At 65.4% G+C, this 25,157-nt stretch carries 28 protein-coding genes, 1 tRNA gene and 1 pseudogene; 21 read left to right on the forward strand and 9 right to left on the reverse strand.

Annotation, left to right across the window (positions count from 1 at the left end; translation table 11 throughout):
• Window positions 1–34 precede the first annotated feature (34 nt).
• The 6 genes from AAG742_RS00465 to AAG742_RS00490 all read left to right on the forward strand — a co-directional run bounded on the left by AAG742_RS00465 (window position 35) and on the right by AAG742_RS00490 (window position 4,202).
• Window positions 35–286: a YHS domain-containing protein gene (locus AAG742_RS00465; RefSeq protein ID WP_006213356.1), complete on the forward strand. Its 252-nt coding sequence runs from the start codon at window positions 35–37 to the stop codon at window positions 284–286.
• 66 nt (window positions 287–352) lie between these two features.
• A complete protein-coding gene (locus AAG742_RS00470; RefSeq protein ID WP_006214162.1) occupies window positions 353–706 on the forward strand; it encodes a metal-sensitive transcriptional regulator in 354 nt (117 codons plus the stop codon).
• Window positions 707–752: 46 nt separating this feature from the next.
• On the forward strand, window positions 753–1,898 hold the full coding sequence (locus AAG742_RS00475; RefSeq protein ID WP_088477534.1) for an FAD-dependent oxidoreductase: 1,146 nt from the start codon (window positions 753–755) through the stop codon (window positions 1,896–1,898).
• Window positions 1,899–1,943: 45 nt separating this feature from the next.
• Entirely contained in the window at window positions 1,944–3,179 is a 1,236-nt protein-coding gene (locus tag AAG742_RS00480) for an MFS transporter (protein WP_135101183.1), read from the forward strand.
• The gene (fdxA, locus tag AAG742_RS00485; RefSeq protein WP_088477532.1) at window positions 3,176–3,505 is read left to right on the forward strand and encodes a ferredoxin; all 330 of its coding nucleotides are present in this window, start codon (window positions 3,176–3,178) and stop codon (window positions 3,503–3,505) included. The genes AAG742_RS00480 and fdxA overlap by 4 nt, the downstream gene beginning before the upstream one ends.
• 97 nt (window positions 3,506–3,602) lie before the next feature.
• Complete coding sequence (locus AAG742_RS00490; RefSeq protein WP_088477531.1) at window positions 3,603–4,202, forward strand: YdhK family protein; 600 nt, start codon at window positions 3,603–3,605, stop codon at window positions 4,200–4,202.
• An 85-nt stretch (window positions 4,203–4,287) separates the two neighbouring features.
• Here the strand turns inward: AAG742_RS00490 and AAG742_RS00495 are convergent, their stop codons facing one another.
• Window positions 4,288–4,410 (reverse strand): hypothetical protein, encoded by a 123-nt coding sequence (locus tag AAG742_RS00495; RefSeq protein ID WP_255355161.1) that lies wholly within the window; start codon window positions 4,408–4,410, stop codon window positions 4,288–4,290.
• 198 nt (window positions 4,411–4,608) lie between these two features.
• On the opposite strand from AAG742_RS00495, the gene AAG742_RS00500 reads away from it, so the two are divergent.
• The 13 genes and pseudogenes from AAG742_RS00500 to AAG742_RS00560 all read left to right on the forward strand — a co-directional run.
• Window positions 4,609–6,510 carry a heavy metal translocating P-type ATPase gene (locus tag AAG742_RS00500; RefSeq protein ID WP_248124761.1) on the forward strand — a complete coding sequence of 634 codons (1,902 nt, stop codon included), beginning with the start codon at window positions 4,609–4,611 and terminating at the stop codon, window positions 6,508–6,510.
• A gap of 10 nt (window positions 6,511–6,520) precedes the next feature.
• Window positions 6,521–6,826, forward strand: coding sequence for a metal-sensitive transcriptional regulator (locus AAG742_RS00505; RefSeq protein ID WP_006214168.1), 306 nt, complete (start codon window positions 6,521–6,523; stop codon window positions 6,824–6,826).
• Between the two features lie 64 nt (window positions 6,827–6,890).
• Window positions 6,891–7,568, forward strand: coding sequence for a hypothetical protein (locus AAG742_RS00510; RefSeq protein ID WP_225348722.1), 678 nt, complete (start codon window positions 6,891–6,893; stop codon window positions 7,566–7,568).
• Between the two features lie 41 nt (window positions 7,569–7,609).
• Window positions 7,610–7,975, forward strand: coding sequence for a helix-turn-helix domain-containing protein (locus AAG742_RS00515; RefSeq protein WP_061873197.1), 366 nt, complete (start codon window positions 7,610–7,612; stop codon window positions 7,973–7,975).
• A gap of 13 nt (window positions 7,976–7,988) precedes the next feature.
• Window positions 7,989–8,507, forward strand: a complete 519-nt coding sequence (locus AAG742_RS00520) for a carboxymuconolactone decarboxylase family protein (RefSeq protein ID WP_061873196.1) — start codon at window positions 7,989–7,991, stop codon at window positions 8,505–8,507.
• Window positions 8,508–8,522: 15 nt separating this feature from the next.
• Window positions 8,523–8,596 (forward strand) — tRNA-Cys (locus tag AAG742_RS00525).
• Window positions 8,597–9,110: 514 nt separating this feature from the next.
• Complete coding sequence (locus AAG742_RS00530) at window positions 9,111–9,701, forward strand: LysR substrate-binding domain-containing protein (RefSeq protein WP_225348723.1); 591 nt, start codon at window positions 9,111–9,113, stop codon at window positions 9,699–9,701.
• A 175-nt stretch (window positions 9,702–9,876) separates the two neighbouring features.
• On the forward strand, window positions 9,877–10,227 hold the full coding sequence (locus tag AAG742_RS00535; RefSeq protein WP_225348724.1) for a metalloregulator ArsR/SmtB family transcription factor: 351 nt from the start codon (window positions 9,877–9,879) through the stop codon (window positions 10,225–10,227).
• A gap of 2 nt (window positions 10,228–10,229) precedes the next feature.
• The gene (locus tag AAG742_RS00540; RefSeq protein ID WP_101966191.1) at window positions 10,230–11,171 is read left to right on the forward strand and encodes a cation diffusion facilitator family transporter; all 942 of its coding nucleotides are present in this window, start codon (window positions 10,230–10,232) and stop codon (window positions 11,169–11,171) included.
• A gap of 844 nt (window positions 11,172–12,015) precedes the next feature.
• Window positions 12,016–12,330, forward strand: coding sequence for a helix-turn-helix transcriptional regulator (locus tag AAG742_RS00545; RefSeq protein ID WP_136941142.1), 315 nt, complete (start codon window positions 12,016–12,018; stop codon window positions 12,328–12,330).
• 56 nt (window positions 12,331–12,386) lie between these two features.
• Window positions 12,387–13,367 carry an NAD-dependent epimerase/dehydratase family protein gene (locus tag AAG742_RS00550; RefSeq protein ID WP_343282183.1) on the forward strand — a complete coding sequence of 327 codons (981 nt, stop codon included), beginning with the start codon at window positions 12,387–12,389 and terminating at the stop codon, window positions 13,365–13,367.
• Window positions 13,368–13,558: 191 nt separating this feature from the next.
• Window positions 13,559–14,023, forward strand: a complete 465-nt coding sequence (locus tag AAG742_RS00555) for an NUDIX domain-containing protein (protein WP_136941140.1) — start codon at window positions 13,559–13,561, stop codon at window positions 14,021–14,023.
• A 110-nt stretch (window positions 14,024–14,133) separates the two neighbouring features.
• A pseudogene (locus AAG742_RS00560) lies at window positions 14,134–14,499 on the forward strand (type I restriction endonuclease subunit R); the annotation flags it as partial.
• On the opposite strand, the gene AAG742_RS00565 reads toward AAG742_RS00560, so the two are convergent.
• Window positions 14,389–14,634 (reverse strand): hypothetical protein, encoded by a 246-nt coding sequence (locus AAG742_RS00565; RefSeq protein WP_343282184.1) that lies wholly within the window; start codon window positions 14,632–14,634, stop codon window positions 14,389–14,391. The pseudogene AAG742_RS00560 and the gene AAG742_RS00565 sit on opposite strands and share 111 nt — an antisense overlap.
• 45 nt (window positions 14,635–14,679) lie before the next feature.
• Window positions 14,680–15,345 (reverse strand): HNH endonuclease family protein, encoded by a 666-nt coding sequence (locus AAG742_RS00570; protein ID WP_225348725.1) that lies wholly within the window; start codon window positions 15,343–15,345, stop codon window positions 14,680–14,682.
• A 162-nt stretch (window positions 15,346–15,507) separates the two neighbouring features.
• Here AAG742_RS00570 and AAG742_RS00575 point away from each other — a divergent pair, with 162 nt between their 5' ends.
• Window positions 15,508–17,649: a DNA methyltransferase gene (locus AAG742_RS00575; protein ID WP_225348726.1), complete on the forward strand. Its 2,142-nt coding sequence runs from the start codon at window positions 15,508–15,510 to the stop codon at window positions 17,647–17,649.
• A gap of 5 nt (window positions 17,650–17,654) precedes the next feature.
• Window positions 17,655–20,240, forward strand: a complete 2,586-nt coding sequence (locus AAG742_RS00580) for a DEAD/DEAH box helicase family protein (protein WP_225348727.1) — start codon at window positions 17,655–17,657, stop codon at window positions 20,238–20,240.
• Window positions 20,241–20,279: 39 nt separating this feature from the next.
• Here the strand turns inward: AAG742_RS00580 and AAG742_RS00585 are convergent, their stop codons facing one another.
• From AAG742_RS00585 to AAG742_RS00610, 6 genes are all read right to left on the reverse strand, one after another.
• Window positions 20,280–20,411, reverse strand: a complete 132-nt coding sequence (locus tag AAG742_RS00585; RefSeq protein ID WP_225348728.1) for a helix-turn-helix domain-containing protein — start codon at window positions 20,409–20,411, stop codon at window positions 20,280–20,282.
• A complete protein-coding gene (locus AAG742_RS00590) occupies window positions 20,378–20,719 on the reverse strand; it encodes a transposase (RefSeq protein ID WP_225348729.1) in 342 nt (113 codons plus the stop codon). The genes AAG742_RS00585 and AAG742_RS00590 overlap by 34 nt, the downstream gene beginning before the upstream one ends.
• Window positions 20,720–20,865: 146 nt before the next feature.
• The gene (locus AAG742_RS00595) at window positions 20,866–22,125 is read right to left on the reverse strand and encodes an ImmA/IrrE family metallo-endopeptidase (protein ID WP_225348730.1); all 1,260 of its coding nucleotides are present in this window, start codon (window positions 22,123–22,125) and stop codon (window positions 20,866–20,868) included.
• Window positions 22,070–22,807, reverse strand: coding sequence for a hypothetical protein (locus tag AAG742_RS00600; protein ID WP_225348731.1), 738 nt, complete (start codon window positions 22,805–22,807; stop codon window positions 22,070–22,072). Before AAG742_RS00600 ends, AAG742_RS00595 begins: the two co-directional genes overlap by 56 nt.
• Before the next feature lie 85 nt (window positions 22,808–22,892).
• Window positions 22,893–24,058, reverse strand: a protein-coding gene (locus AAG742_RS00605) for an IS3 family transposase (protein ID WP_225348732.1) whose coding sequence is annotated in 2 segments (ribosomal slippage) — window positions 22,893–23,782 and window positions 23,782–24,058 — 1,167 coding nt in all. Because the reading frame shifts where the segments join, the coding sequence is not laid out codon by codon here.
• Between the two features lie 312 nt (window positions 24,059–24,370).
• Window positions 24,371–24,949, reverse strand: a complete 579-nt coding sequence (locus AAG742_RS00610) for a recombinase family protein (RefSeq protein ID WP_225348733.1) — start codon at window positions 24,947–24,949, stop codon at window positions 24,371–24,373.
• Window positions 24,950–25,157: the final 208 nt, after the last annotated feature.

A 25,157-nucleotide genomic window follows, 5' to 3' on the forward strand; every position in this document is an offset into this window, starting at 1 on the left:
CCACACGAATCCAATAACGAAGGAACACCAGAGAATGAGCAGCTGCTGCAGCACGAACGAGACCAACCCGGCCGTGGAGAACGGTGGACGCGAGAACCTTCTTGGCGGGGGCGCCGATGACATGACCACCTGCCCGGTCATGGTCGGCACCCCGGTCAGCAAGAAGACCGCCGAGGCCGCCGGCCTCTACCGCGACTTCGAGGATGAGCGCTACTACTTCTGCTGCGCTGGCTGTGGGCCCGCGTTCGATTCGGACCCAGCCAAGTACGCCGCCAACATGGCGTAATCCACCAGCGTGCGGGGTGCCGCGGCACCGCTGCGGCACCCCGCCACCTGATCGGAGCGAACCGACATGACCACTACGACTCCCACCACCGAAACCCACCTCGACACCTGCCCCGCAGGAGGCGACGGCGACGCGTCCGTCCACGGATACATCAGCGATAAGACGAAGTACCGCAATCGCCTGCGCCGCCTGGAAGGCCAAATCCGCGGCATCGATCGGATGGTCGACGAGGACCGCTACTGCATCGACATCCTCACCCAGATCTCCGCAGTCACCAGGGCACTCGAAAACGTCGCCCTCGGCCTGCTCGACGATCACCTCAAGCATTGCGTCCTCGACGCCGCACTCGCCGGCGGACCAGTCAGCGAGCAGAGGCTCGGCGAGGCGTCCGAGGCCATCGCCCGCCTCGTGCGCTCCTGACGCCGGCGCATCAGTTCGATCACGACCAGCATCCAGGAGTTCTTCTATGACCCCACAGCACGTCCTCATCCTCGGATCGGGAGCAGCCGGGGCCGCAGCCGCCCGCACTCTCGCCTCACGCGACGATGTCCGGGTGACGCTGGTGACCCGCACCGGGGAGACGCCCTATACGCGGATGCTCATCAAGGGAATCGCGTTCGGTCAGACACCGCCGGAGATGATCAAGCTCCCGCTGCCTCAGATCGAGGTCATCGCCGACACCGTGCTTAAAGTCGATACCTCGGCGAAGCAGGCCCAGTTGACCTCCGGCGCACAAGTCTCCTACGACGCGCTCATCGTCGCGACCGGGAGCATGCCCCGCTCCCTGCCCGCTGACGTGTTCGGCGGCGACGACGCCGGACAAGGGCGGGTCACCGCTCTTCACTCCGTGGGGGATGCCCTGGGCATCCGAAAGCTGCTGACCGGACTGGGGCGACCCGCGCGGGTAGCGATCTACGGCGGTGGAATCATCGCAGCCGAGACGGCCTCGTCTCTGCAAGCCGACGGACACATGGTCACGCTGGTCTCCCGCAGTTCAGTTCCCGGCGTCGGAGCGTTTGGGGCGCCCGTGGCTGAGCGCCTCGCCGCCGACCATGCCGCCAAGGTGCAGGCCCGATTCGGTCGCACTCTCCAGCATGTCGACGAAACAGAATCCGGTGTCACCATCACCCTCAACGACGGAAATCCCGTCGTGGCTGACTTCCTTCTCCTCGCGCTCGGCACGACGCCCGCAGCCCCGTCACCGTGGACGAACGGTATCGACGTCGACGATCACCTCCGCGCCGCGGCAGACCACGTCTACGCAGCCGGAGGCGTGGCCACGCACCACGACGAAGCACTGGACGCCTGGCGCATCGACCATTGGGAAGACGCCGCCGCACAGGGTGCGCATGCCGCGCGGGCCGCATTGCACGACCTCGGCGTTAGCGACGATCCGGGCGCCTACCTGCCACGCAGCCCTTACATGGCAATGGTCTACGGTCAGATGATCTCCGGAGTCGGGTACACAGCCGGCGCAGACGCCCACCTGGAAGCGGGTGAGGAGTTCATCGTCCGCCACGAGATCGACGGCATCGTCGTCGGCGTCACTGGCATCGACGCAGTCGGCACCGTCTACCAGTGGGGGCAGCAGCTCCACGGCGTGCGGGCATAGGCAATGGCGGGAGACTGTATTAGGCAGATCCCACGGTGGGGCTTCGTGCTCTCGCTGGCAGCGACCATTCTCATGATGGCCGCTGCCAGCGCGCCGTCCTTGTTCTATCCCCAGATCGCCGAACGGCTCGGACTCATCCCCGTCGCCACCACACTCGTGTTCGCGGTCTACACCTTCACCCTCCTGGCCGCGCTGCTCTACCTCGGACCACTCTCCGACCACGTCGGCCGACGTCCGGTCGTGGCCGCCGGTTCTTTGGCGCTGGCGCTGAGCGTGGCCATGTTCTGGTTCGCCGGTAGCCTCGCGGCGCTCCTGGTCGCCCGAGCCTTGCAAGGGCTCGCAGCGGGTCTGCTGATCCCGGCGCTGTCGGCGATGATGATCGACTTCGAGTCCCCGTCACATCGGAACATCGCAGCCCTGTGGAACACGATCGGCCCGATGATTGGCCTTGGGGCCGGGGCTCTCGGTGCTGCACTTCTCCTCGATCTCACCTCCGAACCGACAACTGCCGTCTTCGGGTCGCTCGTGCTTGCCTTCCTCATCGTGGCAACGGTCGTGTGGAGCACACCGGAACTGGTCCCGAAGACCCAGATACGACGTGGCGACCTCCGTCCGCGGTTCACCGTGCCACCGCACCTACGCCGCATGTTCACCGTCGGAGTGCCCGTGATCATCGCCGGGTGGGCGACCAACGGACTCTTCCTTGCGCTCGGAGCCGACCTCGTCGGCAGTGAGCTTGGGGGCTCCACGCACACCCAAGCTGGGATCGTCCTCTTCGCACTGGCGATCTCCGGAGTCACCGCCTCCTCCGTCCTACAGCGGCGTTCCGCCCGCACCATCAGCCTGTATGCGACCAGTGCCCTGGCGTTCGGCACCGCAGTGAGCATCGGCGCCCTCGCACTCGGTTCCTACCCAGCCTATGTCGCCTCGGTCGCGATCGTCGGTTCCGGGTTCGGCACAGCGTTCCTCGGGGTACTGCGCACACTCATGCCCCACACGGCATCGTCGGAACGCGCCGCCGTGATGGCTGTGATCTACACAGTTGCCTACCTGGCATTCGGCGTGCCCACCATCGTCGCCGGATTGCTCGTGCCGGTGCTCACCCTGTCGGGGACGATGACGATCCTCGGTGCGATCATCATCGCCCTCAGCCTCGTCGCCACCGTCCTGCGCCTGCGCATCCCGCACCCGGCCGCAGGCCCGGCAGAGGCTGACGACTTCCCCGAGCCTCCCACCGGCTCTCACCGCCGATCCGCACCCGACCGAGAGGAGCAGCCATGACCTACGTGATCGCGCTTCCCTGCGTGGACGTCAAGGACCGCGCCTGCATCGACGAATGTCCTGTCGACTGCATCTACGAGGGCGAACGCTCGCTCTACATCCACCCCGACGAATGCGTCGACTGCGGAGCCTGCGAACCGGTCTGCCCCGTCGAGGCCATCTACTACGAAGACGACCTGCCCGACGAATGGTCTGACTACTCCAAGGCCAACGTCGAGTTCTTCGACGAGTTGGGTTCTCCCGGAGGAGCCGCGAAGACCGGACCGACGGGCTTCGACCATCCCCTCATCGCCGCATTGCCCATCCAACACGAGCAGACCCTCTGAGAAGGGGTTTCCGATTGATCCATACCGACACAACACACAAGTCTTGACTAGTACCCCCTCGGGGTATAGGGTAGGCATATTGATGAAAGGAAATGACATGCAGAGGAGACTGCGAACAGGACTGGCAGCGGGAGCCCTCGGAGTGGCGCTCGTGCTCGCCGGTTGCGCCAGCGGAGCAGACGACAACCAGCAGACCGACCCCTCGGCTACTGAGGAGCATCAGGGCCACGGCGGCAACAACGCAGAAAGCGGTGATGAAGAGATGGAGCACCCGATGGACGGCGGACCGGCACCCGAGGGTATCGCCGAAGCCAGTGAGCCCACCTACCCTGTCGGTACCGAGGTGCAGCTCACGGCCGACCACATGGAAGGCATGGAAGGGGCTACAGCAACGATTTCCGGCGCATTCGACACGTACACGTACTCCGTGAACTACACGCCCGCAGGTGGCGGCGACCCCGTCACTGATCACAAGTGGGTCGTGCAGGAAGAAATTGAGGATGCCGGCGACGCGCGCCTGGCCGACGGCACAGAGGTGACTCTGCTCGCCGAGCACATGGAAGGCATGGAAGGCGTAAAGGCCATCATTGCTTCGTCCACCGATGAGACGGTCTACATGGTCGACTACGAGACGGACGGCATGAAGATGACGAACCACAAGTGGGTCGTCGAGAGCGAGATCCAACCAGCGTCCTGAGCCGACGTTCGCTTGCCCGGCCACCGGGTGAGCGGCAATCGGCCTGGCTCGATGACGGAGGAGAGGAATCATGACGGACCCGAACTCACACCAGCACCACGGTCACGAAACCGATACACCCGCCCACGGCGAGCATCACCACGGGTCTGTGTCCGCGCACGCCTCGGCGGATGCGCACGGCACGCGCGAGGGTCAGCACACCGGGCATCAGGGCCACGCCATGGACCACGGGCAGCACTCAGGCCACACGGGCCTCGACGAGCACGGCGGCCACGATGAGCATGCCCAGCACGGTGGGCACGGAGATCACAGCGGCCATGGCGGGCACGGGGACCACGTTGGCCAGTTCCGCCGGCTGTTTTGGATCAACCTCGTCATCGCCATCCCCGCGGTTGCCCTCTCACCGATGTTCGCCATGCTGCTGGGCTACGAGGTCCCCGGCTGGGCGGGCTGGGTCGCCGCGGCACTGGGCACCGTCATGTACGTCTGGGGCGGCAGGCCCTTCCTCACCGGTGCCGTCAGCGAGTTGAAGTCCCGCAAGCCCGGGATGATGCTACTCATCGCTCTGGCGATCACGGTGGCCTTCTTCGCCTCCTGGGCCGCCACGCTCGGGCTCGTCCATCACGAGCTCGAATTCTGGTGGGAACTGGCGCTGCTGATCGTCATCATGCTGCTGGGCCATTGGATCGAGATGCGCTCCCTGGCCCAGACCACCTCGGCGCTCGACTCGTTGGCGGCACTGCTGCCAGACGAGGCCGAGCGCGTCGAGGGCGAGAACGTCGTCAAGGTGGCCCCAGCCGACCTCGACGTGGGCGACGTGGTCATCGTGCGCCCCGGCGGCAGCGTCCCGGCTGACGGAACCATCGTCGACGGCCGCGCCGAGATGGACGAGTCCATGATCACCGGCGAGTCCCGCCCGGTCTCTCGCGGCGAGGGCCAGACCGTCACCGCCGGCACCGTCGCCACCGACTCCGGCCTGCGGGTGGAGATTACCGCCACCGGTGACGACACCGCCCTGGCCGGCATCAACCGGCTCGTCGCCGAGGCGCAGAACTCATCCTCCCGCGCCCAGCGGATCGCCGACAAGGCCGCGGCCTGGCTGTTCTGGTTCGCTCTTGGCGCGGCGCTGGTCACTGCGGTCGTCTGGACGCTCATCGGCATGCCCGACGAGGCCGTCGTGCGCACCATCACCGTGCTCGTCATCGCCTGCCCCCACGCCCTCGGCCTGGCGATCCCGCTGGTCGTCTCCATCGCCACCGAGCGAGCCGCCCGCGGAGGCGTCCTAGTGAAGGACCGCCTGGCGCTGGAGTCCATGCGGCAGGTCGACGCGGTGCTGTTCGACAAGACCGGCACGCTGACCAAGGGCGAGCCCACCGTCACCGGCGTCGAGCCGACCGGCGAACTCGACGCCGACCAGGTCCTCGCCCTCGCTGCCTCGGCCGAGGCCGACAGCGAGCACCCGCTCGCCAAGGCCATCGTCACCGCCGCCAAGGACAAGGGCCTTGCCCTCCAGCAGGCCAGCGGCTTCTCATCCTCGCCCGCCGTCGGCGTCACCGCGACCGTCTCCGGCCAGGAGGTCCGCGTCGGCGGGCCCCGGCTGCTCGAGGAGACCGGTCAGCACGAGGTCGGCACGGCCGAGGCATGGCGCTCCGAGGGCGCGATCATTCTGCACGTTCTCCGCGGCGGCCAGGTGGTCGGCGGGCTGAGGCTCGCCGACGAGGTCCGGCCAGAATCCCGCGACGCCGTCGACGCCCTCCACGCCCTCGGCGTCGAGGTCGTCATGATCACCGGCGATGCCGAGGCGGTCGCGAACGAGGTCGGACGGGAGCTCGGCATCGACCGCGTCTTCGCCGGCGTGCGCCCGGAGGACAAGTCCGCGAAGGTCTCCCAGCTGCAGGAAGAGGGCAAGAGGGTCGCGATGGTCGGCGACGGCGTCAACGACGCCCCGGCTCTGGCGCAGGCCGATGTCGGCATCGCGATCGGCGCGGGCACCGATGTCGCCATCGCCTCGGCCGGGGTGATCCTGGCCAGTTCCGACCCACGCAGCGTGCTCTCGATCATCCAGCTGTCGCGACGCGCATACGGCAAGATGAAGCAGAACCTGTGGTGGGCCGCCGGCTACAACCTTCTTTCGGTGCCGTTGGCGGCCGGTATCCTGGCACCGGTGGGATTCGTCCTGCCAATGTCGATCGGCGCGATCCTGATGTCAGCCTCCACCGTGGTTGTCGCGCTCAACGCCCAGCTGCTGCGGCGCATCGACCTCACACCCGAAGCCAGCACGCGTTCCGTCCTGGAGCGCCAGAAGTAAGGACATGCCCATGTCTGTCGATACCGATTCCCACCAGCACGGCTACATCAGCGACAAGGAGCGCTATCTCGGCCGCATGAAGCGCATCGAAGGACAGGCGCGTGGGATCGCGAAGATGATCGATGAGGAGAAGTACTGCATCGACATCCTCACCCAGGTCTCCGCTCTGACCCGTGCCCTCCAGGGGGTTGCGACTGGTCTGCTCGACGACCATCTCAAGCACTGCGTGCTTGATGCCGCCAAGCTCAGCGACGAGGCGGCCGTCGAGAAGATCCAGGAAGCCACCGACGCCATCAACCGGCTCGTTCGCTCCTGAACCCGGACCCCGATCACCGCGTTCCAGGACACGGCGGGCACAAACCCTCAGGATGCCAGCGCGCTTGCTCCTTGCCGACGCGCCGTCCGCCCGCGACGCGCTCACCTTCGCTCAGCGGGCCGCGCAGGCCGGTGCCCATGGCGTGCGCTTGCAGGCCGCGGCCGGGCTGCTGCGCATGAGCGCAGCCGCGCTAACGCCCCGTGGTCCGCTCGACCGCACTCCTACGATCCTCGTCCTTCGCACGCTCCGCTCCGACCCTCAGCTGCAGTGCGACGTCACCGTGGAAACGTTGACCGCGACCGCCGACCCCCTGACCCTGGCGCTGCCGGAGACCGCGCTGGCACCCGCCTGGACCAGCGTCGAACCCCCGCAACACGGGTGGAGACTTATTGCCGATGTGACCAGCCTGACGCTGATGCGCAGCGCCCGTGCCGGCATCGAGGCCGTCGCCCAAGCACTTCCCGACAAACCCGGCGACGATGTCGTCCGCAAGATCCGGGGCACGGTTTGGGGTACCCCGGACACGGCACTCGCATCGCTGCCACAAGGCGTTGCGTTCGCCGCCTACGTCTTCGGGTTCCTCAGCCGAGGAAACGGGGCCACGATCTCAACCGCCGGCCGTTGGACGCGGTTGACCCTCCCGACTGGACACGTGCTCCTGCGCGGACCCGTCGCCTCTGGCCTCACCCCGATCCGCCGCACCCGGCCACGCGTCTCCAAGTCCGTCACATCGATTGAATAACCCTTGATACCCTATAGGGGTATGGGGTAGTATTGATGACTATGAAGAAGGTTGAGCACGTGCACGCCACGTATGACACACCGCATCTGAATGCGGCGGTCGGAGTCTTCGCGTTGCTGGCGAATCCGGTGAGTGTGAAGATGATCCTCGCCATTCGCGACATCGAGGTCTCTGCCAATCATCTGGCGGACATCGTCGACCTTCCCGTCGACCAGACCTCCCACGAGCTTCACCGCCTGGAGTCGGCCGGGATCGTGAGTCGGCAGCGACGCGAGTCCGGCGACTTCTACCTATTGAACGGTGTGCATGCCGGGGCGCTGGCTGAGGCTGCGATCTTCCATGCCGAACATCAGCAGCAGGAACGCACTCGTGCGGGTTCTCCCACCTCGAACTCGCGACCGAACTGACAGAGGAGGCATCATGCCCCGTTTTTCCCGATTGACCCCTGAGACCGCAGTGGGGGCCTCACGAGACTTGCTCGGCGATCTCGTCGAGCGGCACGGCCAGGTCGGAGACATGGTCTCGACGATGGCGCACTCCCCGGCGGTGCTCGGCGGCTATCTGCAGCTGAGCAAAGCCATGCGTCGCGCCAAGCTCGACCGTAAGGTCAGCGAGCTCGTTTCGATCGCCGTGCAGTCGAAGCAGGGATGCGGAATGTGCCTGGCCTCGCACATCAGCGCGGCACGATCGCTCGGGGTCAGCGATGACGAGATCGCACTCGCCCAGCAGGGTACGGCGATGACCGGCCCGGTCGCGGCGATGATCGCGCTCGGCCTCCAGATCTACCGTGAGCCTACGTCGATCACCGACGAGCAGATTGACGAGCTTCGGGGATACGGGTACAGCGACCGTGAGATCTCTGATGTCGTCGGGGTCGTGTCGCTGAACATTCTCACCGGCGCCTTCAACCTGGTTGCTGGCCTCACGCCGGGCGACTGACTTCGCCGGCGACTTGGTGCCCTGGCCGAGAGGATAGGCAGCGGCCTGCAAAACCGTTTACACGGGTTCGAATCCCGTAGGCACCTCCACTTCCCGCTGAGCCCAATAGGACACACGTCGTTGGAGGCGAGTGATGGAGAGCTAGCACATCTTCAACGGTGACATGACACGCGCCGCGCGCATCCTCGTGAAGGTGAGCGCCCAATATATCGCCCGTGAAGCCAACGTGACCAAGGAAGAGTTGCGCGACTTCGAGAAGGGGCGACACGACTTGTCGTAGAAGAAGCAGGAGCGTGTGCGGGCCGCCCTCGAAGAATTGGGGGCAGAGTTTCTGCCTGACGGACCCAACGGCGGCTACGGCATCCGTCTGAAGTTCGGCCGTTCCAGGATCTACTCACTTGAACGTTGCGAGGGCGAGGGCGGGCCGCGGCTCACAACAGAGTCTGATCGTCGGACCCAGGCCCATGTGCCCTTCTCGGAACCGGATTCAAACCTACCTTTTCACCTGGAAGATCGCACCACGGCCTCACTGCGCATCCTGGTGCCGTTGCGCCTGGGCCGGCTTTGGCCGTCACACCTTGCCTCTGTTCCAGGAATGGAAGCGTGGGCACGCTGAGCTCATCGAATACAGTCGCCCGACGGACCCGATCTGGGCCCTGCGCGACGGGGGCGATCGATGCCGCACTCATCCGCTCTTCTTCACCCAAACGTGCCATTGGTCCGGGTTTGGAGCGGTTACCGCTGTTCACCGAACGCCTGGTTGCATCGGTGACGAGCAGCGACTCCCGTGCCCGGCAGGAGTCGGTGACCCTAGCCGATCTCGCTGACGGGCCGGTGGCGGTCTGGGCGACCGCTCCGACGGCCACCGGGGAGCTGTGGAGTACGACTGCTCGCATGCCGCGCACGATCTCGGTGGCGAACACGGACGAGTGGTTAACCCGCATCGCTGTCGGCGACGCCATCGGCATCACTGCAGAGGCGACAACGCACAATCACCGCGCGCCGGAGGTGGTCTATCTGCCCATCGAGGATGCCCCACGGGTGACCGTGGCGCTGACCTGGCCAGGGCAGAGGAGGAGCCACCCGCAGGTAGGGGTCTTCGCCACCTGCGCACAGGACTACTTCACCCGACTCATCGACATCGGCTCCCCACCCCGCCTGCTCTCCACCGGGGCCGATGGTCAGCTGACGTAGCTCCCCACTGCAGCTATGCGACCGACCATCCCCCAGGTAGCCCATCCTCGGGTGCGACGGGACCCCTGAGCTTCATTCCGTGTCGGAGCAACAGATCACACTCGACAATATCGCTCTAGCGCGATATGATCGCCCTATGACGATGATTCAAGAGGAGGGGGCAACCCTCGACGAAGTGGCGACAGTAGCGTACGCCCACCTGTTCCAGGCATTTGCGGAGCCGACGAGGTTAGCGATCGTGCAGCACCTCGCCTCCGGGGAGCACCGGGTCCGGGACCTGGTCGAGCACATGGGCCTGGCCCAGTCCACGGTGAGCAAGCATGTCGGCTTCCTCGTCGAGTGCGGCCTGGCGACGATGCGCCCGGAAGGGCGCTCCACCTGGTACTCGCTGGCACAGTCCGAGCTCCTGCGTACCCTCATCGCCGCTGCCGAACGCCTCCTCGATGCCACCGGCACGCAGACCCTGCTCTGCACGCACCTGCGACTCCCACATACCCACCACGCGACAGATACGGACAAGAAGTAGTCATGGGCGCAGGACACAATCACGGCCCCGCCGCCAGCGAGACCGGTCACCCCGGAGATTTCCGCAAGAAACTCTGGATCGCATTCTCGATCACCGCGACGATCGTCGTCGCCCAGGCCATCGGCTCGATCATCACCGGCAGCCTCGCACTGCTGACCGACACCGCCCATGCCATTACCGATGCGTCCGGCCTGCTGGTCGCACTGATCGCCGCGACGCTGATGCTCAAGCCCGCCAACTCCAAGCGCACCTGGGGGTTCCGGCGTATTGAAGTGATCGCAGCCCTCGGACAGTCGGCACTGCTGCTGGCGGTGGGCACCTACGCCGCCATCGAAGGCATCCGGCGACTGTTCGAGCCGCCGGAGGTGCCCGCAAGCGAACTGCTGATATTCGGCATCATCGGCCTGGTCGCGAACATCATCGCCATCACCATCCTCGCCTCCAGCCGCGGCTCGAACTTCAACATGCGTGCCGCGTTCCTCGAAGTTCTCAATGATGCCCTCGGGTCGCTCGGAGTGATCATCGCGGCGATCGTCATCGCCACGACCGGGTTCATGCAGGCCGATGCCATCGCCGGACTGCTTATCGCCGCATTGATCGTGCCTCGCGCGTTCAAGCTCATGCGCGAGACCACTGGCGTCCTTATGGAGTTCACTCCCAAGGGCCTCGACCTCGACAAGGTGCGTTCGCACATCCTCGAACTTGACCATGTCAAAGATGTCCATGACCTGCACGCCTCCACTGTGGCGACCGGCCTGCCGATCCTGACCGCCCACGTCGTCGTCGAGGACGAGTGTTTCACCGACGGTCGTGCCGCGCAGACGCTCCACGAGATCAAAGATTGCGTCGCAGGACACTTCGAGGTCTCCATCCATCACTCGACCTTCCAGATCGAGACCGAGCACATTGCCGAACATGAACCGGAAATCAGCAAGCACGACTGAACGCAGTGCCCCTCCCGGGCTCGTTCCGGGCGGGGGCGCTTCCGCGTCACGCAGGTAGGCACTACCCCTATGGGGTAGTAAGGCCAATTGGCACCACGGGCAGACACGGGAAGGAATCCCATGAAAAACTTCAGGCCATTCCCGAAGTACGGCGGAACGAAAACCGCTGCAATCACCGTCGTGGTCGGTGCTTTCCTGCTCACCGGATGCACGGCCGCCAACGACTCATCCTCAGCCTCCCGGCACTAACGATCAGCTGTCACCAGTTCCTGCTTCACGCCCGCCAGCTGTTTCTCAACTGCTGACCTTTGCCTCGCAGCACGCTTCAGCACAGATTCGCAAGGCTGCACGCGAGAGCATCCCCGACTGATAGCCCGCCGTCGACCACGAGAGGTGACTCCTCTGCACCCGGTGCCTGAGGCGGAAGTCGAGCGGCAGGTGGCACGGCCTCAGAATCGCCTTCCCGGCATGAGCGCACTGTCAGGCGCGCGCCTGGGACATGTCCGCGACGCAGCGGTCAGGGTGGTCGGCTAGATGTACTGACCCTGGGCGTTGATGACTCTCTCGGCGGCCGAGGGGTACATTTCACAGACCCCGCTGAAGGTTTTGCTCCGAGAAGGGTTCACCGCGTGTCGTGTGAAATCTTCGCTGCATCTCTACAACGCGCCAATTTGATTCATACTGTCGAGATGCAGCGAAGATTTCAAAAACGCGCCAATTTGATTCATACACGTTCTAGCGCCTCACCTCTTGACAGCACCGGAGAAGGCACTCTCATCGCCGGGGCTTCCCTGGCTGAATCAAGGAACTCCCGACAGCATGCTCACCGCCTTATCGTGGGCCCATGGGAGAAGTCGTGTACCTTGCGGATAGAGCGGACCAGCACCGGCAGCTGCTGTGGCGGGAAGCGATCGGCCATGTCGTTCGGCAGGAGCGGCACACGCGACGAGAGCGGCTCACAGACGTGGGCGAGCGGGCCGGTATCGCTCCGCAGTACCTCTCTGAACTCGAGCGCGGCCTCAAAGATCCGTCCTCCGAGATGCTTCACGCGGTCTCTGACGCCCTCGAAACTCCTGTCCACGAGATTGCCCGCCGCGCTGCGTCCGTACTCGACGGGACGGCCTGCCTCGGCCCCACGGTCCTGGCAATCGCAGCCTGACGCCGCTCACAGCGGATCAGCCCCACGTCGATGTGTCCGCCAGACACACTGAAGACATGCAGATCCTCCTTCTCGGCGGTACCGGCTTCCTCGGCCGTGAGCTCGCCCGCGCCGCACTCGACGGCGGCCACGCCGTGACCTGTCTCGCCTGCGGGTCGGCTCCCGCCGCATCCGGTGCCAACTTCGTCCGCGCCGATCGGGACGACCCCGATGCCCTCGCTCCCGTCGTCACCCAGGCGTGGGACGCCGTCGTCGATCTGGCTTCCCACCCGGCCCACGCCCACGACGCCGTGCACCAGCTCACCGCCCGCCATCGCCTTCTCGTGTCCACCACCAGCGTGTACGCCGCGTTCGACACCCCCAACCAGTCGGAGAACGCCCCCCTGGCACCGCCCGCAGGCATCGACCGGATGACCGAGATGAACCAGTACCCCGGAGCCAAGCGCCGCTGCGAAGACATCTACCGAGGCGCGGATGGGCAGGTCACCGTGATCCGCCCCGGGCTGATCGGCGGAGCCGGCGACGACACCGGACGCTCCGGCTACTACCCCTGGCGATTCGCACACCCGACGGGGACCGACGTGCTGGTGCCCGATGCGACGTTCCCCGTCTCCGTCATCGACGTGGCAGACCTGGCCGCGTGGATTCTGCATTGCATGGAACACACGGTCACCGGCACGTTCAACGCCGCCGGTCAGACCCACACCTTGGCAGACCTCTACCGGGCGAGCATCGAGGTCACCGGGTCGACTGCTCAGCCACACGTGATCCCCGACGACGTCCTACTGTCCCAGGGCATCGCCCCGTGGGCGGGGCCGAACTCGCTGCCCCTCTGGATTCCGCTGCCGGGGTTCCGTCACGTCGGCAGCGTCGACTCCTCGGCGGCCCTGGCCCACGGGCTGGTCCGCCGCCCGCTGCGCGAAACCCTCGCGGCCGCCCTGGCCACCGAGGAGGCGCGCACGACGGAGCGCCCCGTGGGGCTGACCGACCAGGAGGAAACCGCCCTGCGCGCCGCCCTCAGCCCCACCAGCGGCTAAGGGGCCCGGTTTCACGATGACCGAGATCCGCCCACTCTGCGCCGAGTTCACCGCGAGCCGTGTGGATTCTTCGCTACATCTCGACAGCCGCTCACCCTGAGCGGCGCCCCCCCCGGCTTGCTGGCGCTTCCAGAGGAGCGAGTCCATCAGCTGTGCGCAGCCTGCCGGTGAAGAGCGCGAGGATGGGTTATATGGCTGACCATTCCTTCGCGCTCGTGCCGGCGTCCTACGTCCTCCTGCTTCGGGGGCCCGAGGTGCTCCTGCAACGTCGCCAAAACACCGGGTACATGGACGGGTTCTGGGTTGCGGGTGCAGCTGGCCATGTCGAGCCGGGGGAGACTGCCCGGCATGCCGCGGTCCGGGAAGCACGGGAGGAGCTAGGCGCGGACATTGCCTCCGCTGGCCTCGAGCTGGTCACGGTCATGCAGCGCACGGACGGCGTCGGGTTGACGCGTGAGCAGCGTGTGGACTGGTTCTGGACCTGCAAAGAGTGGATGGGGGAGCCGCGGATCTGCGAGCCGGAGAAGACCTCCGATCTGAGATGGTTCCCGCTCACCGACCTGCCCGATCTTGTGCCGGCCTATGAACGGATCGTCCTTGCAGGCCTTCGCGACCGCTCGCTCCCGATGGACACGGCTTACGGGTTCACGAACTGAACCGGCCGGTGACGGGCGCACCGCTGCACGCCCATGCCACCAAAGGGTGCAGGATGACCCCTATGAAAACGCCCTGGGCCACGGACGTCGCTCTGAACCTGAGCCGACTCATGGAGAAGACCCGGACGCTGCAGAAGTTCGCTCCCGGTGAGGATGGCGATGCCAACCCGGTGCTGACCGACCGGCGCAACGTCGTCGTCGTGGCCGACGAAGCGCATCGAAGCCAGTATGGCTTCGGAGAGACGCTGGATCGTCACGGACGCTTGCGCTCGGGCTTGGCGAAGCACATGCGCGACGCCCTGCCCGGTGCCACCTATCTCGGCTTCACCGGTACACCGATCGAATCGAACGACAAGTCCACGCGCTCAGTGTTCGGTGACTGCATCGACGTCTACGACCTCACTCGCGCGGTCGAGGACGGTGCGACCGTCAAGATCTTCTACGAATCGCGTCTGGCGAAGATCGATCTGTCCGACGACGACCTTGCCGCGCTCGACGAGCTGGCGGACGAGATCACTGAGACCGTCGAGGAGGACGCGGCCACGGCAGCGAAGTCCCGCTGGTCGCGCCTGGAAGCCATCGTCGGCGCTGACTCGCGCCAAGAACCTCATGACCCACAACATCTAGGGGATGGGCACCATTGCGGCCGTGCAGCCTCAGTACCGGGTCACCTTAAGGGTGGTGTTCGCGCAGGAGGCGGCCTTCTTCACCAGAAACGCCTTCTCCGTGGCGTCAGCCTTCAACCCCCAGCGGATCTTCACCGCGGTCCAGTCAGCGATGTACTGGCACTGGTTCTTCGGCGGCAGCCACTGCTCCGGACCGCGGGCCTGCTTGGCCGAGTTCAACGCCGAGGTCTGCACGTTCAGCGACCGGGCATCCCCCAAGTCGTTGTAGAACGCCACCCGCTTGGCCTTGGTCCAGTACCGGGCTCCCGAGCCCCACGCCTCATGCACGGGCACCATGTGATCGATCTGCACCGTCGAAGCAGACGTGTGCGTACGCAGATCCCAGCTGCTCACCCACTTGCCCGTGGCCACCGTGCACTTACGGGCCGTCGTGAACTTCGGGGTGGTCTTGGACTCTGCGATCAACACCTCTGCCCGCGTGTTCTGGCAGTCCCTGTTCGCATCCTTCCAGTCCCCGAACTGGGCGGCCCGGTCATAACCGGCATTGTTCTCCGCCGCCACCGGCAACGACGCCACAGCCGTGCGCAGCGGGGCCGAGTACGTGGTGCCGGCTGCCGCCGGTCCCGCACCCCCGAGGACAGCGGTGGCGACGAAAGCAGCAGCAGTGGCCAGAGAAGCCAGAGAGCGTCGTGACATGGGCGAGTTCCTTGCTCGAGTGGATGACGCGATGCGAAGTCGCATTGCAGCTGATCCTAAGCTCGCGTGAAGCCCATGCTCGGCACGAGATCTCGGTCCCTAGGATGGGCAGGATTAGCGCGGACAGCGCCACATGCCACTCGGCCCAAAGAAAGAACACCCGTGTCTCGACTGACTGACCTGCTCGCCCAGGCCCGCAAGACCGACCCACAGCTGGCCGCAGACCTGGAGGCTGAGTTCCGCCAGCTCACCCAGCGCAGCCAGTTCGGGCTCGTGTTTGAGCGCCATCAGCCCGAAGCTGTGGAGCTGCCCGGCCGACCCGTGCGCCGCGGAGACACCGTCCGGGTGCTGCCCCCGCGCGGAAGCCTCACCATCGGGGACACCCGACACTGGGTCGTCACCGACCTCGAACGCACCCCAGACGGCAAGCAAGCCCACCTGACCGAAGCAGACGTCGACCCCGAGGTCCGCGAGCCGGCCACCTCAACAGCAGCACTCGAGGACCTGGTGGTCGTCGCCCGCTTCGAGGACCCGATCTACCCGGGCCTAGTCGAGACAGGCCGCGTCGAGAACGGTGGGGACAAACCGTTCCACACAGTCATCAACGCCGAGAACTTCCACGCCCTCGAAATGCTCACATACACCCACCGTCACAAGGTGGACTGCATCTACATCGACCCGCCTTACAACACCGGCGCCAAGGACTGGAAGTACAACAACGACTACGTCGAAGGCGACGACGACTACCGCCACTCCAAGTGGCTGTCCTTCATGGAGCGACGCCTCCTCATCGCCAAGGAACTGCTCAATCCTGAGGACTCCGTCCTGATCGTGACTATCGACGAGAAGGAGTACCTCCGACTCGGAATGCTCCTCGAACAGACGTTTCCCGAAGCGCAAATGACGATGGTGACCTCCTCCATCAACAATGCTGGCGCGTCTCGTGCAGGTACTTTCGGGCGCGCCGCAGAGTATCTCTACTTCCTTCGCTTTGGCGACGGGCGGGCTGTCCCTCTCCCGCTGTCCGATGAGTGGAATCCCGTCGGACGCAAGAGCAAGTACGACCTCCTCTGGAATCCGTTGATTCGCACTGGAACTGGGGTGCTTCGGAAGGACAGTCCCGGTCTTTTCTTCCCGCTGTTCGTTCGCCAGACAGATGCTGGTCCCGTGTTCGATTCAGTCGGCGATGCCTTCCTAGGGGCGGACAGGGACACCGTTCATGTGCCGGAAGGGTGTGTTGCCATTTGGCCGATTCGCCAGAATGGCGATGAAGGGCGATGGCAGGTGAGCCCACCCGTCATGCGTGGCCTCATCGAGGCCGGACACGCTCGCCTGGGTAAATGGCGCTCCGACAGCACGACCGTGTACTACTTGAAGCGCGGTGAGCGCCAGAAACTGACTGGCGGTCTGTTCGAGGTCACCGGCCATCGGAGTGACGGATCGGTCATAACCGAGGCCGGGGACTATGTCGCTACGTTCCTGCCGACGGACGTGTGGCGAATCAAGAGCCACGATGCGGGTCATCACGGCTCCAGCGTAATCCGCGCGCTTATTCCAGGGCATAAGTTCGATTTCCCGAAGTCTCTTTTCGCCGTTGAAGACACACTTCGATTCTTTGTCAAGAACAAGCCAGAGGCCACCATCCTCGATTTCTTCTCTGGGTCCGGGACTACGGCCCATGCCGTCATGCGCCTGAACAGGCAGGATGGGGGTCGTCGACAGTGCATCTCGGTCACTAACAACGAGGTCTCCGCCGATGAGCAGAAGGGCCTGCGGAAGAAGGGGCTTCGTCCAGGGGACCCGGAGTGGGAGCAGTGGGGCATCTGCGACTACGTCACGAAGCCCCGCGTGACCGCTGCGATCACCGGTAGGACTCCGGCCGGGGACCCGATCAAGGGGAACTACAAGTTCACTGACGAGTTCCCCATGGCCGATGGCTTCGAGGAGAACGCGGCGTTCTTCACCCTGACCTATGAGGCGCCCCGGCAGGTGCGTCGCAACCGTGCCTTCGCCCGGGTCGCGCCGATGCTCTGGTTCAAGGCCGGCTCGCGCGGCCGGATTATCTCCAGCCTTCCGGAACGGGGCTGGGATGTGGCTCAGGCGTACGGGGTGCTCGAGGACATGGACCATGCGCCCGAGTTCTTGGCCGTCCTGGAGGCTGACCCCCAGGTGGGGGTGGCGTTCATCGTGACCGACTCCGAGGCGGCCTTCCAGTCCGTGGCCCGGCAGCTGCCTGAACACACCACGCCGGTGCGCCTGTACGAGTCCTACCTGCACAACTTCCAGATCAACCGGAGGGCCTGACCCCCATGCGTTACACCCTCAAGGACTACCAGGCCCAGGCTGTCGAGCAGGTCCTGAACCGGCTGCATCGGGCCAGGAAGAACTACCAGGACGACGGCGTCCTGTCCCAGTTCTCCCTGGCCGCGGCCACCGGAGCCGGCAAGACGGTGATGGCCGCGGCCATCATCGAGGCCCTGTTCTTCGGTTCCGACCAGTACACCGAGGACATCGCCCCCGATCCTGGGGCCACCGTGCTCTGGTTCTCCGACGACCCGGACCTGAACGATCAGTCCCGCGCCCGGATCCATGCCGCCTCCTCCGAGCTCGACGGTCGGCTGCGCACCGTGGAGAACTCCTTCGCCGAGACCACCTTCGCTCCCGGCCAGGTGTACTTCCTCAACGCCCAGAAGCTGCGCGAAGGAGCCCGCCTGGTGCGCGGGGCCCAGGACCCCGCCAACGCTGCCACCCCGGTGATGGCCGCCCCCGACATGGCCCAGCGGACCATCTACGACGTCATCGCCAACACCGTGGCCACCCCCGGACGAACCCTGTACTTCATCCTGGACGAGGCCCACCGGGGCATGAAGACCACCAAGAAGAACGACCAGGAACGGGCCACCATCGTCCAGCGCCTGATCAACGGCACCGCCCTGGCCCCGGCTATGCCGATCGTGCTCGGGATCTCCGCCACCGTGGAACGCTTCACCCAGGCCATGGCCCATGCCACCGACCGGGACGCGCTCTCCCCCGTGCAGGTCGACCCCGCGCTCGTGCAGGCCTCTGGGCTGCTCAAGGACGATGTGGTCCTCACCATCCCCGAGGAAGCCGGCGCCTTCGACACCACGCTGCTGCGCGAGGCCGTGGCCCGCACGAAGGCTTCCACCAGGGCCTGGGCCGCCTACGCCGCCGAGCAGGGCGAGGCGGACCCGGTGGTGCCGCTACTGGTCGTGCAGGTCGCCGACAAGCCCAGCGACGAGCACCTCTCACGGATCCTGGATGTCATCCACCAGGAGTGGCCCCAGCTGCGACCCCAGGACATCAACCACGTCTTCGGCACCCACACCGACCGGCACCTGCCCGGCCAGATCGTCAACTACATCGCCCCGCAACGGGTGCAGGAAGCCACGCACATCCGGGTGCTGCTGGCCATGGAGGCGATCTCCACCGGCTGGGACTGTCCCAGGGCGGAGGTGCTGATGTCCTTCCGCACCTACAAGGACGCCACCTACGTCCACCAGCTGCTGGGCCGGATGGTGCGCACCCCCCTGGCCCGACGCATCCCGGGCAACGAGGTGCTCAACTCCATCGACTGCTTCCTGCCCCACTTCGACAAGACCACCTCCACCGCCATCGCCCAGACCTTGATGCGCGGACAGTCCGACATGGACGACACCACTTCCGACCCCGGCAAGCAGGCCGCCCGGCGGGTGCTGTTCGACCCGGTCACCCTGACACCGAACCCGGCGGTGGCAGAAGAGGTGTGGGCGGTGTTCGACGCCCTGCCCTCGATGAACATCCCCCAGGGCGCCACCAAACCGCTCAAGCGCCTGGACATCCTGGCCAACGCTCTCTCCCACGACGGGCTGCTGCCCGGGGCGGTCAAGACCGCCAAACAGTCGATGTGCAAGCTCCTGGACGGATGCAGGGTCCAGTATTCCGAGCAGATCGCCGCGGCCCGCCAGGATGTGCTCACCCTGACGGCCCAGCGGCTGACCGGCCGGCTGGGCACCGCAAAGCTGAGCACCACCAGCCTGGAGCTGCTGGCCGATGACCGGGCCATCGAGGAGGCCGCCGCCGCGGCGGCCCGCACCCTCACCGGCTGGATCGCCGGGGCCTACATCGATCACATCGTCCCCGAGGACGAAGAGGAGCTGGACCTGCGCGAGGGGGACATCATCATCGCCTCCCTGGCCCGCACCCCCGAGGTCCTCGCCGACCTGGAGGCCAAGGCCGACAAGCTCGTGCAGGACTGGCTGAGCCAGTACCGGGTGCAGATCAACGGTCTGTCCGATGAGCGCCAGGCGGTGTACGACCGGGTGCGGGAGATGGCCCGTCAACCTGAACGCGTGGACCTGGCCCGCCCGAAGCTGACCCAGACCGACCAGCAGGAGCGCCTCCCTGATGGCAGCGAGCGTCCTCTGCCGAGACGCACCCTGCATTTGATGGTCGCCGAGGACGGCACCATGCCTGTGGACTTGAACACCTGGGAGCGGCAGGTACTGGACTCCGAGGCAGCCCAGCCCTCCTTCCGGGGCTGGTACCGCAACCCCTCCCGGGCCTCCAAGCAGTCGTTGGCGATCCCGTTCCAGGACGGCACCGGCCAGTGGCAGGCGCTGCGACCGGACTTCCTCTTCTTCCATACCAACCAGGACGGCACGATCCGCGCGGACATCGTGGACCCCCACGGCACGCACCTGGCTGACGCCTTACCCAAGCTGCGGGGCCTGGCCGACTACGCCCAGGCCCACGGGGACGCCTTCGGCCGGATCGAGGCCGTCGCGCAGATCGAGGGGCAGCTGCGGGTGCTGGACTTGAAGAACGACGTCGTCCGGGCCGGCGTCCACGCAGCCCAAGACGCCCAATCCCTGTACAAGGCCGCGCCCGCGTACTGAAGCAGAAACTCAAGGGACGCCGACGGCCGAGGATGGGGTTCAGTCTGAGGCTTGCCGGCGCAACGAGGTGTACAGGGTCTGCCGGCTCACCCCGAATGTGCGCGCCACTTCGGCCTTCGGGATCCCCATCTCGATCATCACGCGCGCGTGCTCCACGTCCTGATCAGACATCTTCGGGGCCTGCACGTACTTGCCGCGAGCAAGGCCGAGCGCAGGATCGCGTTCGCCCGCCGCAACTCACGGTTCTCCTTCTCCAGCTCGGCCACCCGGGAGGCTTCGCTGGAGGTGATCCTGGGGCGGTGGCCACCGTCGATCTCGGTTTGGCGGACCCAGTTGCGCAGCGTCTCAGGGTTGATCCCGAGCTGTTCTCCTACGCCGCGGAATGCTCCGGTCCTCGTGGCGGGGTCTTGACGGGCTTCCAGCGTCATCCGCGTGGCGCGTTCGCGGAGCTCGTCGGGGTACTTCCGTGGTGCGGGCATGCTCTGCATCCTTCCGTTGGATCAGAGCCTCCACCAAACCCGGGGCGATTCAGAGCGGAAGGCCGTGTTGGCCGAGGAGGGTGGCAGTCTGATGGGTGCCCAGCGGGCCTTTCTGCATCCTCATTAGCGGCCGACCCCTCTCCTGCTCACAACGACACGTGGACTCGGCGGTTGGCAAAGTCCGCTGTGACCACAGTGCCGCTGCCGGCAGTGTCGTCATGGACGCGTCTGTCCACTGCGGGGCGAGACGCCTCGTGCTTCATTTGCCGAGACCAACCGCACTCGAAGTTGGGTAGAAAGTCCCTGTAGATCTCGTTGCCCAGAGTGGCGGGCAGGTCGCGGTAGAAAGCAGCCAAGTTTGGGGGGACCCCGTAGCCGACTTCGATAGCGTTTGCGATCAGCAGCGGACGCTCGATCGACCGGTCGGCCGAGCCGGGTTCGTCTTGTCGCCAACGCTTCTTGCTGCCTTGGTTCCTACCGTTAGAGAGCTGCTTGAACAAGCTCGTCTTCTTCGCATCGGAGATCAGCCCAATCGCAGCCCCTCGCATCACCAGCGCGGCGATGGAGATCCCCCACTTCCGCTTCAACGGCAGCAGATTCAGGATCGTGGCGTGCCCGGGCCACTCGACGGCCAGCGACGCGGTCGGAACCAGCAACTCACCAGCAAACTCGGTCGCTTCCTTCTCCTTTTCAGGGCCGCCTCCGTAGCGGTGCATCACCAAGTGGCCGAGTTCGTGCGCGAAGGAGAATCGGGTCCGCTCCCAAGAGGAGTGCTCGCGACACAACACCACCGGAACGCTGGGTCGGTTTTCGAGATTTGCCCAGTCCGAGGACGCATCGTGGTTCTTCAGATGAAGATCCTCGTCAAAACCGCAGGTCCCGACGTAGACCCCGAGGGCTTCCGCTGCCCGGATCAGATGAGGGATCGGCGCGGACGGACTAAAGCCCATCTGCTCGCGCAACAGTGCTGCCGCGGCGGCGGGTTCGCGGTGGGTCGGAAGGTGGGACGGCATTAAGTTCACGGTACGGTCCAGAGTCGCGACCATCTCGGCCAATCCCTGCCACCAGACCTTGACCGCTTCCTCTGAGCGCTTCGTCATCCTGGAATTAGCCCGGAAGTGCGGCTGCGCATTCGAGGCAAAGGCGCGGGGCTCCTCCTGGAACCAAGATCGGGGAAACCCCAACGAGAATGCGAGATTCTCGAGGAGCGCTGGCTCCACGATGCAGGTATCCGATCTCTCCCAGCGGGACAGGGTGGCGGAACTAATACCCAGCTTCTCGGCGAGGTCCTTGGCGGCCATATGCCGCATTGCCCGGGCCGAACGCAGACGAGCGCCGAAAATCAGCGGCTCAGAAGCCGCCGGCGTTCTCGCCTCCGTGCTGCACATCGCCTGTTTCCCCTTCATCTGCAAAAGTCTCTGCGTTCTCTGCTATCGGCTGCTCCGGGCGCCGGGCCATCTGATTGCGGAAGAAGGATTCATCCTCGCGAGGCAAAGGTGCCACGACGGCGGAGCCAGCGTTGAATACTAACACCTCGTCCAGGATATTGGGGCCCCGGTAGACCCAAGTTCTTTGCTTGTTTGAGGCCAGCGCCAAGGTAACGGCCACAAGATCGCGTTGCGGCGCGTGCATCATCAAGTAAAGGCGCGTGTCGTCTCCGAACTCGTCGCCGTCCATATCCAACGCCTCCTGGCGAAAAACCCCGGACGCGGGAATATCAGGACTATTCTTTGGTCGAGTGACCAGTCGGATGTTGTACTCGCAACCCACGACGCGGAACCAGAAGAGGTCGCCTTGGGTGCTGTAGTCGACCCTGATCCCGTGGTCGGCAAGCCGTCGTGCGGTGTCTGGGTTGCGGAGCGGGTGACACATGTCCTTCAGCTGGGTGCGCACGACCCACTTCTCCGCACGCGAGGGCGGGAAACGCCGGAGCGCGATTTGGGCCTCCTCGAAGGCGATGTGGAGGACGCCGGCCAGATACTGCAGGGCGGCCTTGGCGTCGTCGCTGAACTCACTCGGCCGCATCGGAGAAACCGGGACCCCCAGGTGACATGAACTCATGTCTGAAATTTTCACACAGATTTTCATGTAGCACAACCGGCCCTCCACCCAGCCATGTTGGGCTAGTCACCTCGGCTGACCTGACCTATGGCCTGGTTTCCACTCTCGATCACTAGCTTCCGGTGGTTGCGAGTGCCTGCGGGGTGCGGGCGAGGTCGTAGTCGTTCGGTGTCGCGTACTCGAGTGAGGAGTGTCGGCGGTGGCGGTTGTAGAACACCTCGATGTACTCGAAGATCGCGTTCGCGAGTTCGATCCGGGTCTTCCACTTCTTCCGGTTCAGTAGCTCGATCTGCATGCTCGACCAGAACGATTCCATCATCGCATTGTCCAGGCCGTCTCCCACGGTCCCGAACGAGGGCAGCAGGCCCGCGGAGCGGATCTTCTGCGTGAAGACCCAGGAGGTGAACTGGACTCCGTGGTCTGCGTGCACGATCCCTCCAGGATCTGGCTGGCGTGCTCGAATGGCCATGTCCAGGGCGTTGACGACCAGGGTGGAGTCCTGCTTGGAGTCGATGGCCCAGCCAATGATCTTGCGGCTGCAAGCGTCCAGGACCGCGGCGCAGTAGACCTTGCCTTCGCGGGTGGGATGCTCGGTGATGTCGGTGACCCACAGTTCGTTGAGTTCGAGGCGATGGAATTTCCGGTTCACCAGGTCGTCTGCGGTGGCGACTCCCTTGAGGCGCTTGATGCGGGCCGGCCCAGGGAGTCCTCCGATCCCCGCGCGGGTCATGAGGACCCAGACGAGTCGGCTCGAGCAGGGAATGTTCATGCCCATGGTGAGCTCTGCGTGGATCCGGCGGTAGCCGTAGGTGCCACGAGAGGCGATGTGGATCTCGCGGATCAGTCCAGTCAGCCAGCGTCGGCGGAGCTCGGTGGCGCTGGTGGGACGCTTCCGGTAGCGGTAGTAGCCCTGGCGAGAGACGCCCAGAAGGCGGCAGCAGGTGTGCACTGGAGCTCCGGCGTCGACGAGTCTGTCGATCACCGGGTGCGCCCTTTTGGGTCCACTCCTCCCTCCTCGTCGAGCCATGTCGCAGCGCGGCGGAGGATCGCGATCTCCTGCTCGAGCTGCCGGACGCGACCGCGAGCCGCGCGGAGTTCGGCAGACTCGCGACTGCTGAGTCCAGACCGGCGGCCGTGGTCGATGTCGTCCTGTCGGAGCCAGGTGTGGAGGGTGACCTCGTGGATACCGAGGGCCTGCGCGGTCTGCTTGACCTGTCGGCCTTCGCGGACCAGAGCGATGGCCCGGGCACGGAACTCTGGAGGGTACGGGCGGGGCATGGGATGAGCCTTCCATGAAGACCATCGGCTAGCGACGTCAACTGGAAACCGACCCATAGGTCAGGTCAGGCTGACACCCATTCCCGCATCAGTCTCGCTCCGTCCTGCCCCTTCCGAACACCCAGTGAGCGCCTTCTGCATCGCTACAGCCGCCAGGCCTGGCCCCGGGCGGCGTCGGCGAACGTGGAGACCCCACACCGTTGCAGGCTCCTAAGATGCCGGCGACAGTGAGAGGCGGATTGCAGGTGGCCGCCGCCTGCACCTGGTATGAGTTACGAAACGAAAAACTCGCAACCCTCCTGGCGGCCAAGCTCACCCCTCCGCCCCAGCACTACGAGACAGCGAGGTGTACAGCGTCTGCCGGCTTACCCCGAATGTGCGCGCCACCTCGGCCTTCGGAATCCCCATGTCGATCATCACGCGCGCCTGCTCCACGTCGGTGTCCGAGAGCTTCGGGGCCTGCACGTACTTACCGCGGGCCTTGGCCAACGCGATGCCCTCAGCCTGGCGCTCCTTAATCCTTCGACGCTCGAACTCAGCGAACGCTGCCAGGACGCCCAGCATCAGCCCATCCACCGGGGAGGTGCCGGACTTGTCCACGGTGATCCGCTCGGACATGAACTGCACCGCGCACCCCTTGTCGGTCAGCTCGTCCACGATCGCGTACAGGTCCCGGGTATCCCGGCCCAGCCGGTCCATGGAGGCGACCTTCACCAGGTCCCCCTCCCGCACGTACCGCATCAGCTCCGCCAATCCGGTGCGCTTGGCGCGGGAGCTGCCGGAGATCTTGTCTTCGAAGATCCGGTCGCACTCCCCCACCGCTTCGAGTTGGCGGTCCAGGTTCTGCTCCGCCGAGCTGACCCGCACATAGGCCACCGTCTGTCCAACCACGTTTAAGACCCTCCGTCAGGTATGTCCAACGGGTCCGAACTTGTGAACAGCTTCGCTCTGTGTCGTCCTTCAAGCTTCTCTCCCTGTCGTCCCGCGTCACGAAGCGGACCGGTTCTCGAGGTGCGGAAGATCGTCGGTGCGGGCATGGGGTGGTGGGTGCATACTGGTGGTGTCTTCGGACCCGGCAGTGGGGCTTGCCGGACCCAAC

The sequence above is a fragment of the Micrococcus sp. 2A genome, from assembly GCF_039519235.1.
GTDB lineage: Bacteria > Actinomycetota > Actinomycetes > Actinomycetales > Micrococcaceae > Micrococcus.

Coding starts and splice junctions, on each gene's coding strand:
- AAG742_RS00475 (WP_088477534.1), top strand. CDS start 753: ATGACCCCACAGCACGTCCTCATCCTCGGATCGGGAGCAGCCGGGGCC.
- AAG742_RS00570 (WP_225348725.1), bottom strand. CDS start 15,345: ATGTCACGACGCTCTCTGGCTTCTCTGGCCACTGCTGCTGCTTTCGTC.
- AAG742_RS00590 (WP_225348729.1), bottom strand. CDS start 20,719: ATGCCCGCACCACGGAAGTACCCCGACGAGCTCCGCGAACGCGCCACG.
- AAG742_RS00470 (WP_006214162.1), top strand. CDS start 353: ATGACCACTACGACTCCCACCACCGAAACCCACCTCGACACCTGCCCC.
- AAG742_RS00555 (WP_136941140.1), top strand. CDS start 13,559: ATGGCTGACCATTCCTTCGCGCTCGTGCCGGCGTCCTACGTCCTCCTG.
- AAG742_RS00545 (WP_136941142.1), top strand. CDS start 12,016: ATGGGAGAAGTCGTGTACCTTGCGGATAGAGCGGACCAGCACCGGCAG.
- AAG742_RS00595 (WP_225348730.1), bottom strand. CDS start 22,125: ATGAAGGGGAAACAGGCGATGTGCAGCACGGAGGCGAGAACGCCGGCG.
- AAG742_RS00540 (WP_101966191.1), top strand. CDS start 10,230: ATGGGCGCAGGACACAATCACGGCCCCGCCGCCAGCGAGACCGGTCAC.
- AAG742_RS00500 (WP_248124761.1), top strand. CDS start 4,609: ATGTTCGCCATGCTGCTGGGCTACGAGGTCCCCGGCTGGGCGGGCTGG.
- AAG742_RS00580 (WP_225348727.1), top strand. CDS start 17,655: ATGCGTTACACCCTCAAGGACTACCAGGCCCAGGCTGTCGAGCAGGTC.
- AAG742_RS00490 (WP_088477531.1), top strand. CDS start 3,603: ATGCAGAGGAGACTGCGAACAGGACTGGCAGCGGGAGCCCTCGGAGTG.
- AAG742_RS00465 (WP_006213356.1), top strand. CDS start 35: ATGAGCAGCTGCTGCAGCACGAACGAGACCAACCCGGCCGTGGAGAAC.
- AAG742_RS00495 (WP_255355161.1), bottom strand. CDS start 4,410: ATGCCCGGTGTGCTGACCCTCGCGCGTGCCGTGCGCATCCGCCGAGGC.
- AAG742_RS00550 (WP_343282183.1), top strand. CDS start 12,387: ATGCAGATCCTCCTTCTCGGCGGTACCGGCTTCCTCGGCCGTGAGCTC.
- AAG742_RS00520 (WP_061873196.1), top strand. CDS start 7,989: ATGCCCCGTTTTTCCCGATTGACCCCTGAGACCGCAGTGGGGGCCTCA.
- AAG742_RS00585 (WP_225348728.1), bottom strand. CDS start 20,411: ATGTCTGATCAGGACGTGGAGCACGCGCGCGTGATGATCGAGATGGGG.
- AAG742_RS00515 (WP_061873197.1), top strand. CDS start 7,610: ATGAAGAAGGTTGAGCACGTGCACGCCACGTATGACACACCGCATCTG.
- fdxA (WP_088477532.1), top strand. CDS start 3,176: ATGACCTACGTGATCGCGCTTCCCTGCGTGGACGTCAAGGACCGCGCC.
- AAG742_RS00505 (WP_006214168.1), top strand. CDS start 6,521: ATGTCTGTCGATACCGATTCCCACCAGCACGGCTACATCAGCGACAAG.
- AAG742_RS00565 (WP_343282184.1), bottom strand. CDS start 14,634: ATGAGGTTCTTGGCGCGAGTCAGCGCCGACGATGGCTTCCAGGCGCGA.
- AAG742_RS00600 (WP_225348731.1), bottom strand. CDS start 22,807: ATGAAAATCTGTGTGAAAATTTCAGACATGAGTTCATGTCACCTGGGG.